The organism is Acinetobacter sp. 1125_18A (assembly GCF_052824985.1).
In genome coordinates this window covers 67,145-79,558 of record NZ_VTDG01000015.1, presented here as the reverse complement: position 1 = coordinate 79,558, position 12,414 = coordinate 67,145, and the positions used below count along the sequence as shown (strand labels likewise).

Genomic DNA, 12,414 nt, shown 5'->3' with positions numbered 1-12,414 from the left:
ATCTCTAGTGAGAGCGGGGTGTTTTTTTATGTGCGGTATTGATGGGCATAATGAAATAGATCTAGTTAATTGATCAATGACTTCATTGAATAATGAACTGTTGACCTTTAAAATTTTTAGCTAAATAATAATTGAACAAAAATTGGGTATTTCTTATGAAACTTAACTCTTTCTCACCGCTTCCTGATCATGATGAAGAATTACATCTTCCTGAACTGGTGTATGCTGCATCTTTAGGAGAGTTTGAACAGGTCGAACAACTGTTATCACAAGGTATTGACGTTAATCAAACTGATGATGAAGGCTATAGTGCGCTACAAGCTGCGGCGGAGAATGATCATTTAGATATTGTTAAATTATTGATTTCTAAAGGCGCAGACAAAGACTATAAAAGCCAATTTACCGCATTAGAGCTTGCTGAAATGGCTGAAAATCAACAGATTATTGCGTATTTAAATAGTTTATAGATTCTCAAACAATGTGATGTGAATCAGATATTCTATAGATATAAAAAGAAAACCCCATCATCCTGATGGGGTTTTCTTCGTATTGGTGTGTTAGATCTGACTCCTGTCGAATCTCACGTTCCTGATGCTCAGACGCTTTATTATTGTTTTATGTCTGGGAAACTTCCTGTTCCCTATAACTATAGAATATAAGACTAGGCTTTGATCGTATAGATGACAATCGCTGTGATTGCTGTAAGCATTTTCCTACAAAGACAACATGGCAATTAATTTACATCAATATTATTTGCCATAAGTCCTTTACCTTGTGCTTCAGCAATCAAGCGTTCAGCAGATTCACGGTTTTTACGCAGTCCTGGCATACGGAACTCAGTATGACCATAGTCGTGGATTCGTGTCCAACGTCCACCCCATGTTAAACCTACAGATTCAGCAACAACCCCATATAATTGATAACCTTTCCATGCCCAAGGATCTCGTTCAGAAATAACAACTTTACCATCTCGTTTAAAGGCAACATCGGCTGCTAAACCAAACTGATGATAACTTTGATAGGCTTTGGCTAAAGTCGTGGCTGTATTGCCAGATAAACGAGTTTGACGCTCTGGACTACGATAACCTTCTAAAAGCACCATTTCATAACCATGACGTTCTTTCATGATTTTAAAGACCATCAGTAAACGCTGCTTATAACTTGGATGCATTTTGTCCCATTTACGGTCAACCATTGCTGTATCGAAGCTGCTACGTTGATCTCCAACCCCTTCATTATCAATAGCTGATGGATTTACACTCGGGAATTGATGATTTGGAACAGGGTTGTCTCTTTCCAATATTTGTGCTTGAACAATCGCAGCATCAATTAAGCTTTCATCCACTGCAGGAGGAGGGGTTAAAACTTCACCATTTAATAGTGCATAAATTTGTGGGTCAGTTTTTCTTAAATATTCTGCTTCAACCTTTGTCGGATCAATTGGTCGTGTAAATGCAAAAACAAGAATGCTGGAAAGTAAAAAGAAACCAGCAATCAAAATCCACCATTGCTGTAAATGCCAATGGGTTTGGGTCTGATTGGCTGAGGCTGCTTGATTCATTTGTTCTGCAAAGTGCTTTGCAGAAGCCAACTTTCTCTTACCTTGCGGTAAAAGTGCTTTAAGGTAGTCTAAGGTTTTATGTCTAATTTCATAAGACATCAGAAAAGTTAGACCAAGCACCAAAAAGATAAAGCAAATGACAACAAACAAAATCATGGTTTGTTTTCTATGACTTTACGGTCTATCGTCATTTTCACTGTACCTTCAGGGGAAGCTTCTTGCGCTTCCTCTTTTTTAGGTGCGGCTTCTTTTTCAGTAGGTTTAGCAGCAGCTTCTGGCTTTGCTTCTACTTTAGCTTTTGGTACTGGTTTTGCGGTTATTGCAGCTTGTGGTCTGGTTGCAGCTGGCGGTGGCACTGCTGGTTTCGCCTCCGGTTTTAGCATTTGTTCAAACGGTGAGGCATTCGGATTTGGGTTTTTCTGAGCAGCAACCTTATTTTCATGTTTAAAAATCTGATTGAAATCTTTTTCATTGATATGCTGCTTATATGCACCAGCATTTTCATCATGATGATTGGTTGCTGCTTCTTCAGCATGCACGTCACGTAGCTCAGGTTCTTGTGTTGCAACCGAATCTGTATTGGTACTGGCACTTTCTGTTGGGTTCATATTGATAAAAACAAAAAAGAAAATAGCAGAAATAACCATCCCAGCAATTAAACCAAGTAGAAAAACAGATGATTTCCCCAATGTTTTTTTAGCGGGTTTACTTTGTAATATACGAATAGATGTTTGTTTTTCTTGTGTCATAATTCAACCTGTCAAGGCAATTGAATAGTGATATGTGCTTGTTCAGCAGGTGCAGAAATCACATTATTAAATTTCGCAATAGAAGCATTTTCCGTCTTATTCAACATGAATTTTAGGCCAGCGAAAGCCAGTACAGCAAATAACAACAGGAAAATTAAAATCCAAACAAAGGGTAATTCTTTATGAATAATATTTTTGATTTGATCTGGTAAAGCCGCAAAAGGAGAAAAAGCAGTCTTTTTGCCTTTCAAATAATCGATTTCATCACCAACTCGTGCCACAAGATGATTTAAACTTTCAATCGATTCAATACGATACTTACCTTGGAAACCAAGCAATAAGCAATAATGAAAAACTTCGAGTGAAGCCAATCTTTCTTTACCACGAGCGCGAATCAGTTCGAGAAACTCAAAGAATCGATAACCTGCAAGTTGTGAACCAAATAAAGTTAATTGAAGTGGACTGATTAACCAATGATTTTGTAGGTTAAAGAATGATGGATCTTGTTGAGTAACAATGGTTTCATCAATTAAGGCACAATATGCATATTTTGCATCATGAATATCTTCAGGAGAAAACTGCAGTTTTTTTGCTTGATGTTCAAAACGATTCAACAAGTCTAAAATTTTGTCTTTAAAGCCGTTTGCATTTTCTGGCACATACTGATTTTTCAACAAGAAAACAATATAAAATCCGTCATGTAGAAGGTCGACTAAATTGGTTGCTTGTGTGATTTTGGATTGTTGAGGTAAAGAACCTCCACCGATTTGTCCATCATCAAACAGTGAGGGGGCAATATTATTCTGGCTCATGACATACTCCTCGCTTAACCATTCATCACTGCAATTAATTCAATACTGATATCTTGGAAACCTGCAGGGACATAAATACAGATGGTTTCAGAATCAAGCATACGTTGATACATTTCATGATGTGGTTCAATTTCAAAATAATTCACACCAGAACGCACTGGGATAGCAGTTGGAATTTGGACTAAATGATGAATTGGGATTGCAGGAAGTGCCGCAACAACACGTTGTTCAACATCGACAGTATTCCCGACTTTGAAACGCAGTGGGACAATTTGAATCAGTTCATGGGTTTGCATCATGCTACTAGAAACAGCGATATAAAGTCTTGATTCTTTGGTGATTTTATCTGTTTCTAAGCTTCCGACCCAATAAGATGGGCGAATTTCTTTTAGCGCAATACTGATATAACGACTTGAAATAATCGTATCGAGCAATTCGCGTAAAATTTTATCAAGCTGACTAAAGCTATCTTGCAAGTTATGATGTTGATATTGTGGCAAATGTTCAACTTCATATGCGGTAGAGAATGTCAGCAATGAACCCGTTAAACGCAGAAGTTCAAAAAATAGTTTTTCAGGGTGAATCTGCGGATTTTGTAACAGATGATTCAAGGTCGCATGAGCAGTATTTAGTGCATTGACCAACCAGAATGAAACAATATCACCCGATCTAAATTCAATGAGCTTTTGTTCATTTTCACGATTATTGGTTTGAATCATTTTAATTTTGGCACGAACAACGTTCAATGTTCGCTTCAAATTTGCCAATAAGGTTTCATTTGACTGAATATGTAAAATTGGTGGAATATATTTTGAATCAATCTCAAAATTCCCTGAACTATGACGTCGAATTTTTCCGATAGCAAGATATAAAAAACCATCTAAATCTTGATTTGGATCTGCTTGAACATCAAAAAGTTTAAATTCAGTTCGGCGTCGAAGAAATGTAATTTCAGCAGGGGATGCATCAGTAAAAAGATCGTGAGTTTCATTCAAATATGAATGGTAGCGAGCAGGTTGTTTATCCTGTTCATCAGAGATGTTCTTTTTATTCGGTTGTAAAATAGGCAATGCTAAGTAGATTAACATTTCCCCACGCAAGTTCAGTTCATCCAATAAAATTGGTTGTGGTAACAGATCTTTGGCCGGCGCTTGGTAAATTTCACCATCCTGCCAAATCATATCGATTTGCTCTAAAGCAAGCACATGTGTGCCCAGTTGTGTTTCGTCAAATCGAAGATTTTTAATTCCATAAGGATAAGGAATCGTTGAACGAATGGTGTGGTTAAGTCGTTGTTCTTGATACGTATCTTGTAATTGGAAGTGTTGTGGTCTTAAAAATAAACCTTCACCCCAAAGAACTTTTTCTGCTTTAAACATAGATGATTACCATTCAGAAGATTCATTATTTTGGTTTACGCCCAATAATTCTTGAATAGAATCAAGGGGATTATCATTTTTAATGACTTGAGTTAACCATTCATGTAAAGGCATTTGGCTCCATTTAATTGTTTTTTGCAGCATATAACTCACAGGACTATGCGGCTCATTGGTTTGAAAGTAATCGGCAATCTCTTGTAAAACCCGCATTGCCTGTTCACGGTTTTGTAAATGGCTTTGTGGTTGAGGTTGAAATGTTTGCGCTTGTGGAATTGGAGCTGAATGCGTTGTTTCTGTTACTGGCATTGTCATTTGAGCTGGGGTATCTTCAACTGCAGCTGTATTGGTGTTGTTTCCAAATGAGTCTGCTTTATAGATTTTTTTCAGGTTCATTTGAATATTTTCAAACTGTGAATCGATACTCGCAAAACTTGGTGCTTCCAGCTCCATTAATGCATCTAATGTTTGTTTGATAATATTCCAATGCTGCAAAATTTCTTGAAATTGCTGATAATTTTGATACTGAAAAGTCCGTGAGGTGTTGAATAGCGCCTGATTGAATTGATCTAATTCTAAGGACGCTTCTACACTGTCAGAATCTTCGGCTTGCTTACGACGATTATTCTGTAGATGTAAGAATTTTTCGTATTGGGCAAGTGAATAAAACGGTTGAATGTTGATGAGCGGAACATTCTTTACCAAGCTCGGTAATTGGGTGGTAAAACCTTGCAGTAAGCCTAAGCGTTGATCTAAGTCGTCATCTTCAATTTCAGGATGAATCTTTAACCAGAACTGTTCTAAAACACGGTGACTCAGTTCCAGTCCTTTGATTAAGCCTTCAAAGCCATAGAGGTTTGTCCAAGCTTCTGTAAGCCAGGTTAATAAACGAATATCTTTGGTTTTTTGCGTGAGTAATTGGATTGATTTTTCTGCAACAAATGACCAGTCGGCTTGCTTTGGCTCAGAAATCCAATCACCTTGGTCTAATAAAGGATCATCATGGGTACGTGCTTTTTTGATTTCGTGAAACTCATTGGAAAAAGATAAATCTTCTCCACACGGATGAGCATCAGAAATAGGCTCTAATAAGACGTCTAAATTTATATCCATTTTCTATACTCGTATATATTTAAGCTTCCACAACTTTTGACTTTTTGCTCGACTTTTTCTTTGCTGGCTTCGCTTGTGGATCTAATAGGTAAATGATTTCATCATCTTTAGTATCAATATGAATGACTTTTGGTATTTTTTGTTCAGCCAAAGCCACCAATATTTCAGTGGCCAAAGCAGGTAACACTGAGGCATTTAAAATGTTATCAACATTACGTGCGCCACTATCAACTTCAGTACAACGACTTAGAATTAATTCGATTAAATCATCGCTATATGTCACTTTGGTTTCATACTGCTTTTCGAGTCGTGCTGTAATTTTTCCTAGTTTATGCTCAATAATTCTGACTAATAGATCATCATGTAATGGGAAGTAAGGGACAATTCGCATACGGCCTAAGAATGCTGGCTTAAATTGTTTGTATAAGCTTGGTTTGAGTTGTTCAGTCAGCTCTTCAGCACTTGGCCATTCTTCGACAGGTTGATTTAAGCATGCCTGCATGATGGCATTTGAGCCCGTGTTTGACGTCAGTAATATCGTGGTGTTTTTAAAATCAATCACACGACCTTCACCATCTTCGAGCGTACCTTTGTCAAAAACTTGGTAGAACAGTTCTTGGACATCGCTGTGTGCTTTTTCAATCTCGTCTAATAACACAACGCTATACGGATTACGTCGAACGGCTTCAGTCAAAACACCGCCTTGACCATACCCGACATATCCTGGAGGCGCACCTTTAAGCGAAGAAACCGTATGCGCCTCTTGGTATTCAGACATATTGATGGTGATTAAATGTGACTCACCACCATAAAGTTCATTGGCAAGTGCTAAGGCAGTTTCTGTTTTACCCACACCACTTGGACCGACAAGCATGAAAACACCCTGTGGTTTATTTGGGTCTTCTAAACGTGCTTTTGATGTTTTAATACCTTGAACCAGCTGATGTAGGGCATAATCTTGTCCCATCACACGTTTTTCAAGTTTTTCTTCCAGACTGAGAATTTGCTTAATTTCATCATTGACCATTTTACCAACAGGAATACCCGTCCAGTCTGAAATAATTTCATTAATAATTTGGGCATTTACACGTTCAAAGACCAGTGGTTGCTGACCTTGTAGCTCAGATAGCTGCGTACGTGTACTGAGAATCTCATCTTTGTTGGAATCAGCCTGTTCAGCAGTTTCTAATGTTTGGATTTTTTGAATCAGTGCCAATTCAGCTTGCCATTGTTGTTCTGTTTGCTGAATTTCTTGATCAAGCAATTCCAATGATGATGTTAATTGAGCTAAACGTTCTTCATGAATTGGCTGGTGACGGTGTTCATTTTCAATAATATTGAATTCAAGATTTAAATTATGTTGTTGTGCTTTAAGTTGATCGAGTTTGACCGGTTGAGCATTTTGGGTTAGCGCAACACGAGCCGCAGCGGTGTCAAGCACACTAATGGCTTTATCTGGGAGTTGGCGGCCACTAATATAACGATGTGAAGAATGAACAGCGGTGATAATCGCTTCATCATCAATGCGTAAATTAAAGTGATTGGCCATCACTGGAATCATGGCACGTAGCATATCGATCGCGACTTCTTCAGTCGGTTCTTCTACTTTGACCACTTGGAAACGACGACTTAAAGCAGCATCTTTTTCAAAATATTGTTTGTATTCAGCCCAAGTTGTTGCTGCAATTGTGCGTAATTCACCGCGCGCAAGTGCAGGTTTTAATAAGTTCGCAGCATCATTTTGCCCAGCTTGGCCGCCCGCACCAATCATGGTGTGAGCTTCATCAATAAACAAAATAATTGGATGAGAAGACTGTTGTACTTCTTGAATCACTTGCTTTAAGCGGTTTTCAAACTCACCTTTAACACTTGCACCCGCTTGTAACAGGCCCATATCCAAAGAGTGTAATTGGACATTTTTTAACGCATCGGGCACTTGGTTCTGTGAAATTTTTAATGCCAGACCTTCTACAACAGCCGTTTTTCCCACACCAGGTTCACCCGTTAAAATAGGGTTGTTTTGACGACGACGCATCAAGATATCAAGCATTAAACGGATTTCATATTCACGACCAATGACTGGATCAATCCCACCTTTTTGGGCTTTTTCAGTCAAATTAATGGTGAACTGATCTAATGCAGGTGTCTTTTTGCTCGAAGCGGAATGGTCTGTTGGCTGATTCTTAAGTTCAGCTTCTTGTTCTTGAGAATTTGTTGGAATATTTTCGGCGCTGTTTACACAAATTTCCAAAAATTTATGCTTCATCGTATCGATTGGAAACAGATCAAATAAGCTCGATGCTCGAATAGCAATTTGGTAAAGATCAGATGCTGTTAAAAGTGCAATTAATAAATGACCGCTTCGGATCACTGGGTCTGGTTCAGCCGAAGCAAGTAACCAAGCTTGTTCAAGAAGTCTAACAATTGATTTGGAAAAAATAGGTGTACGGGTATTTCCTTTAGGAAGTTGAGAAATACACTCTAATAAATCCGTTAAAAGTGCATCTTTTGAAATTTTGTATTTATTAAGTAGAAGTTCAAGATCATTGGATTGTTGTTCTAATAATTTGACAAAAAAATGTTCGATTTCGATTTCAAAATTTTGATGGTTTACACATAAGTTGGCGGATTGTTCTAAAGATGTACGTGAAGATGCTGATAACTTTTTAATCAAAACTTTTAGATCTGTCATTTTCTGTCTCTCTCAAAAAACTTTATTTCTAGGCAAATAAATTCTAAATTTTCTAGCCTATAAATTTGGCATTAAAATTAGTATATTGAAATCAAATATTTAATAATTTTTTAAAAATCACTGGAAATATTTTACATAAAAAAAAACTTTTGTGAAGACAGGATATTATGTATATTATGCAACCAATTAAAAAAGTCATTTTTATCAAACGGTTAAAATATTGATACGAAATTTAACTTGACGAGGGTACGTTTTTTTAGTCTTATTTTTAAGTCTTTAACGAAATTGCTTAATTATACATATTTATAAAACATCAAAAGTAAATCTATTGAATAACTGAATCAAGTAAATATTGAGGTTGGATTTTGAAGAATTTTATTCCATATATTTTAGTTCTTGGCGCATCATTGGCGACTACATTTGTCTACGCGGATGATGAAATCAAACTAAAAAGATCCTGTATAAAAGATTACCCAATGGTCGAGGGAGAAACCAATCCTGAGTTGTTGGCGGTCTATTCACAATTGTGTGATAAGAAAAATAAAGACAATAAAAACAAACTGTTGGTCTCAGCGGCAGAGAAGTTTCAGCAAATTGGAAAAAATGATAAAGCCATCCAAATTGTCAATTATTTAGAAACGCAAAACATCCAAAGCAATGAATTAACGGATGTCAAATTCCTTGCAGGAATTGGCTTAGCTTCTGACGCATTGAATAAAATGCGCACACGTGAAATGAGATATTTGACTGAGGATAAAACCTATCCTGTTGCGAAAAGTTTTACTGACGCAGTTAGACAAGCAATGCCAGCAGCAGTTTTGGTTGAAAAAAATCAGGAAAGTGCCCCAGTTGTAGAGCGTGCTCGTCCTCAGAAGGTAAGTCGCCCTCAGAAGAACCGTGCTACACCAACACGCTCAACGCCTGCTGCAAAACCAGCGACAAAGCCTACTGCGACGCCAGCGAAACCGAAGTCTACGTCATCAGCACCAAGACCGAACTTCCCAACATAATTTATTGCCCAAATTAATGGATAACAAAAATGTCAAAACGTGAAAGTGTACAGAAGAAATTACAGCGAATCCGACCACCACGTGTTCAACTGACTTATGATGTTGAAGTCGGTGATGGTAAAGAAATTAAAGAGTTACCTTTTGTTGTAGGTGTTTTAGGTGACTTTTCTGCTGCTTCTGAGTTAGAAAAAACCAAATTAAAAGATAAAAAATTTATTAATGTTGACTTAGAAAACATTGATGAAGTGATGGAGTCGTTGTCTCCTCGTGCCGCATATCAAGTTGAAAATACGCTGACTGAAGAGGGTGGGCGTATGTCGGTCGACTTAACCTTTAAATCGATGGAAGATTTCAGACCAGAACAAGTGGTACAACAAGTAGAACCATTGAGAAAATTAGTTGAAGCTCGTGAACGCTTAACGGATTTGAGAAACAAGATTTCAAATAGTGAGCGTTTGGAAGATTTACTTGATGAAGTCTTACAAAATACTGATCAGATTCGTAAATTAAGCGCTGAGGCGGGTCCTGAAAATGAGTAATTTACAAACCAATACTGTGCAAGATGCAGCCGTAGAAGAAGTAAGTTTACTTGATTCTATCGTGGAGCGTAGCCGAATTGCACGTAATGATGAAGAGCATGACCGTGCGAAAAGCTTGATTGGTGAATTAGCCAAAGAAGTGATGGCAGGAACAATCACTGTTTCAGAAAATATGTCTTTATCGATTGATAAGCGTATTGCTGAAATAGATGCGTTGATTTCAAAGCAGCTCAGTAAAATCATGCACAATGAGCAGTTTCAGAAAATTGAATCGACTTGGCGTGGTTTGTATTACTTCTGTCAGGAGTCACCTTCAAATCCATTGATCAAAATTCGTATGTTAAACACAACGAAAAAAGAATTGGTCAAAGATTTCCAAGGTGCGACAGATTTCGATCAAAGTACTTTGTTTAAAAAAGTTTATGAAGAAGAATACGGTTCATTCGGTGGTGCACCTTATGCAACATTGATCGGTGACTTTGAGTTTGACCGTACTCCTTCAGACATGTATCTGTTAGAACAGATTTCACATGTTGCAGCAGCGGCACATGCTCCGTTTATTTCGGCAGCAAGCAGTAATATGTTAGGCCTTGAATCATTTACAGATATTGATCGTCCTCGTGATGTTTCAAAAGTATTTGAAACAGCAGAATATGTACAGTGGCGTTCTTTCCGTGAAAGCGATGACGCTCGTTATGTTGCGTTGACAATGCCACGCGTTTTAGGCCGTTTGCCTTATGATCCAAAAGAAGGTTGGGCGACTGAAGGCTTTAACTTTGTGGAAGAAGTTTCAGGGCAAAACCATGATGAATATTTGTGGATGAATGCAGCTTATGCGTTTGGTACTCGTTTGACCAATGCATTTGACCTCCATGGTTGGTGTGCTGCGATTCGCGGTGTTGAAGGTGGTGGTATGGTCGAAGGCTTACCAGTACATACTTTCAAAACCAATGATGGTGAAGTTGTATTTAAGTGCCCAACTGAAATTGCGATCACTGACCGTCGTGAGAAAGAGTTGAGTGACTTAGGTTTTATTCCACTTGTTCATTGTAAAAATACAGATTACGCAGCATTTTTTGGTGCACAGTCTACGCAAAAACCGAAGAAGTATGACAGTGATACCGCAAATGCGAACTCATCATTATCTAGCCAGATCCAATACATCATGGCAGTTTCTCGAATTGCACATTATTTAAAAGCGATGATGCGAGATAAAGTCGGAAGCTTTGCTTCAGCAGGTAATGTAGAAGCATTTTTAAATGAATGGCTATCACAATACGTATTGCTTGATGATGGTGCTTCACAAGAAGCTAAAGCGCAGTATCCATTGCGTGAAGCTTCTGTAAAAGTTGTAGAGAATCCTGCAGAGCCAGGGCACTACAAGTCTGTGGTCTTCTTAAGACCGCATTTCCAGCTAGATGAGTTGTCGGTTTCTTTGCGACTTGTCACTGAGTTACCTCAGTCCTCGAATTAAAATAGAGCGTGGCTAAATAATAACTTTAAAAAATAAGGGTAATCCAATGAAAGATATATACGTTCAATTCCAAGGTAAGTACAAGGTTGATGGCGAGTCGCGTGATTCTGAGCACAAAAATTGGCTAGAAGTTAATTCTTGGTCTCATAATATTCGTCAGCCGAAATCTGCGACTTCTTCAAGCGTTGGTGGTCATACTGCTGAACGTGTAGAACACTCAGATATGCTTTTTGTTAAAGATTTGGATGCAACTAGTCCAAAACTTTGGGAAGCTTGTTCTGCGGGTTATACATTTGATGAAGTTCAAATTGACTTCTACCGTGCAAATGGTGACAAACGTATTAAGTACCTTCAAATCAAACTTAAGCATGTACTTGTTTCAAGTGTAACGCCTACGGTAAATGAAGAAGGTGTTCCAACTGAAGCATTTGGTCTTAAATATGCTGCGGTTGAGTGGACTTATAATCAACAAGATATTAACGGTTCTGCTAAAGGTGCCGTTACTAAGAAATGGTCTCTTTCTAACAATACAGCATCTTACGCTGCTTAATTGTTTGTTGGAACAGATAGGGACTCGGGTCCCTATCTGTTTCATATTATTAGAATATACATTATGAATTTAGATCAACTATACCCATATGGATTTCGATCTACACTATTTGATCGTTTAATTGTTGAAGATGATTATATTAAAGGGCTTTCGATTCATGAGTTAAGAGAGTCTGTTGCTCATGATTTAGAAGATTTATTAAATACACGAATTGCCAAGCTAGATTTGGAAATCGATGATTTTCCTTTAGTGAAAAAGTCTATTGTACAATTTGGCATTATTGATTTTGTTGGGCTTTCAACAGCGAATCCAACCGATCGAGATACCATCTGCCAGTCTATAGAACAATCGATTGCTGCACATGAACCACGCTTAAAACAAATTAAAGTAGAAATGCAGTTAGATGACCAAAATGTTGGTTCGTTATGCCTAAGCATTCAAGCTTATTTAAATATCCACCCACTTTATGAACCTGTAATTTTTGATGCCTTACTTAAGCCAACAACACAGCAATATGTGATTTCTGCCAGATCTTAAA

Annotated in this window: 12 protein-coding genes; 6 read left to right on the top strand and 6 right to left on the bottom strand. The window is 37.8% G+C overall.

All coding sequences use genetic code 11. The annotated features are described in order from the left end of the window. Nucleotides 1–155: 155 nt before the first annotated feature. Nucleotides 156–467, top strand: coding sequence for an ankyrin repeat domain-containing protein (locus FY049_RS19240; RefSeq protein ID WP_419330506.1), 312 nt, complete (start codon nucleotides 156–158; stop codon nucleotides 465–467). Nucleotides 468–733: 266 nt separating this feature from the next. On the opposite strand, the gene FY049_RS19235 is transcribed toward FY049_RS19240, so the two are convergent. From FY049_RS19235 to tssH, 6 genes are read right to left on the bottom strand one after another with little or no spacing between them, the layout of a single operon-like run. Further along, nucleotides 734–1,717, bottom strand: coding sequence for a M15 family metallopeptidase (locus tag FY049_RS19235; protein WP_004723569.1), 984 nt, complete (start codon nucleotides 1,715–1,717; stop codon nucleotides 734–736). Next, complete coding sequence (locus tag FY049_RS19230; RefSeq protein WP_151956707.1) at nucleotides 1,714–2,310, bottom strand: hypothetical protein; 597 nt, start codon at nucleotides 2,308–2,310, stop codon at nucleotides 1,714–1,716. Before FY049_RS19230 ends, FY049_RS19235 begins: the two co-directional genes overlap by 4 nt. 11 nt (nucleotides 2,311–2,321) lie before the next feature. After that, a complete protein-coding gene (gene icmH / locus FY049_RS19225; RefSeq protein WP_004723567.1) occupies nucleotides 2,322–3,122 on the bottom strand; it encodes a type IVB secretion system protein IcmH/DotU in 801 nt (266 codons plus the stop codon). A 14-nt stretch (nucleotides 3,123–3,136) separates the two neighbouring features. After that, nucleotides 3,137–4,501 carry a type VI secretion system baseplate subunit TssK gene (gene tssK / locus FY049_RS19220; RefSeq protein WP_004823587.1) on the bottom strand — a complete coding sequence of 455 codons (1,365 nt, stop codon included), beginning with the start codon at nucleotides 4,499–4,501 and terminating at the stop codon, nucleotides 3,137–3,139. 6 nt (nucleotides 4,502–4,507) lie between these two features. Further along, complete coding sequence (gene tssA, locus FY049_RS19215) at nucleotides 4,508–5,611, bottom strand: type VI secretion system protein TssA (protein ID WP_004723563.1); 1,104 nt, start codon at nucleotides 5,609–5,611, stop codon at nucleotides 4,508–4,510. Nucleotides 5,612–5,630: 19 nt separating this feature from the next. Further along, on the bottom strand, nucleotides 5,631–8,303 hold the full coding sequence (tssH, locus tag FY049_RS19210) for a type VI secretion system ATPase TssH (RefSeq protein WP_327857920.1): 2,673 nt from the start codon (nucleotides 8,301–8,303) through the stop codon (nucleotides 5,631–5,633). Nucleotides 8,304–8,668: 365 nt separating this feature from the next. Between tssH and FY049_RS19205 the strand changes: the two genes are divergently transcribed. The 5 genes from FY049_RS19205 (at nucleotide 8,669) to tssE (ending at nucleotide 12,413) form a co-directional block, all read left to right on the top strand. Beyond that, nucleotides 8,669–9,313 (top strand): hypothetical protein, encoded by a 645-nt coding sequence (locus FY049_RS19205; RefSeq protein ID WP_004723561.1) that lies wholly within the window; start codon nucleotides 8,669–8,671, stop codon nucleotides 9,311–9,313. A gap of 29 nt (nucleotides 9,314–9,342) precedes the next feature. Continuing rightward, on the top strand, nucleotides 9,343–9,852 hold the full coding sequence (gene tssB / locus FY049_RS19200; protein ID WP_004723560.1) for a type VI secretion system contractile sheath small subunit: 510 nt from the start codon (nucleotides 9,343–9,345) through the stop codon (nucleotides 9,850–9,852). Further along, nucleotides 9,845–11,326 (top strand): type VI secretion system contractile sheath large subunit, encoded by a 1,482-nt coding sequence (gene tssC, locus FY049_RS19195; RefSeq protein WP_004823591.1) that lies wholly within the window; start codon nucleotides 9,845–9,847, stop codon nucleotides 11,324–11,326. The genes tssB and tssC overlap by 8 nt, the downstream gene beginning before the upstream one ends. 46 nt (nucleotides 11,327–11,372) lie before the next feature. Further along, nucleotides 11,373–11,876, top strand: coding sequence for an Hcp family type VI secretion system effector (locus FY049_RS19190; RefSeq protein WP_004723558.1), 504 nt, complete (start codon nucleotides 11,373–11,375; stop codon nucleotides 11,874–11,876). 63 nt (nucleotides 11,877–11,939) lie between these two features. Beyond that, nucleotides 11,940–12,413, top strand: coding sequence for a type VI secretion system baseplate subunit TssE (tssE, locus tag FY049_RS19185; RefSeq protein WP_004723556.1), 474 nt, complete (start codon nucleotides 11,940–11,942; stop codon nucleotides 12,411–12,413). Nucleotide 12,414 lies beyond the last annotated feature (1 nt).

Coding starts and splice junctions, on each gene's coding strand:
- tssB (WP_004723560.1), top strand. CDS start 9,343: ATGTCAAAACGTGAAAGTGTACAGAAGAAATTACAGCGAATCCGACCA.
- tssK (WP_004823587.1), bottom strand. CDS start 4,501: ATGTTTAAAGCAGAAAAAGTTCTTTGGGGTGAAGGTTTATTTTTAAGA.
- tssA (WP_004723563.1), bottom strand. CDS start 5,611: ATGGATATAAATTTAGACGTCTTATTAGAGCCTATTTCTGATGCTCAT.
- FY049_RS19190 (WP_004723558.1), top strand. CDS start 11,373: ATGAAAGATATATACGTTCAATTCCAAGGTAAGTACAAGGTTGATGGC.
- tssE (WP_004723556.1), top strand. CDS start 11,940: ATGAATTTAGATCAACTATACCCATATGGATTTCGATCTACACTATTT.
- FY049_RS19230 (WP_151956707.1), bottom strand. CDS start 2,310: ATGACACAAGAAAAACAAACATCTATTCGTATATTACAAAGTAAACCC.
- icmH (WP_004723567.1), bottom strand. CDS start 3,122: ATGAGCCAGAATAATATTGCCCCCTCACTGTTTGATGATGGACAAATC.
- tssC (WP_004823591.1), top strand. CDS start 9,845: ATGAGTAATTTACAAACCAATACTGTGCAAGATGCAGCCGTAGAAGAA.
- tssH (WP_327857920.1), bottom strand. CDS start 8,303: ATGACAGATCTAAAAGTTTTGATTAAAAAGTTATCAGCATCTTCACGT.
- FY049_RS19235 (WP_004723569.1), bottom strand. CDS start 1,717: ATGATTTTGTTTGTTGTCATTTGCTTTATCTTTTTGGTGCTTGGTCTA.
- FY049_RS19240 (WP_419330506.1), top strand. CDS start 156: ATGAAACTTAACTCTTTCTCACCGCTTCCTGATCATGATGAAGAATTA.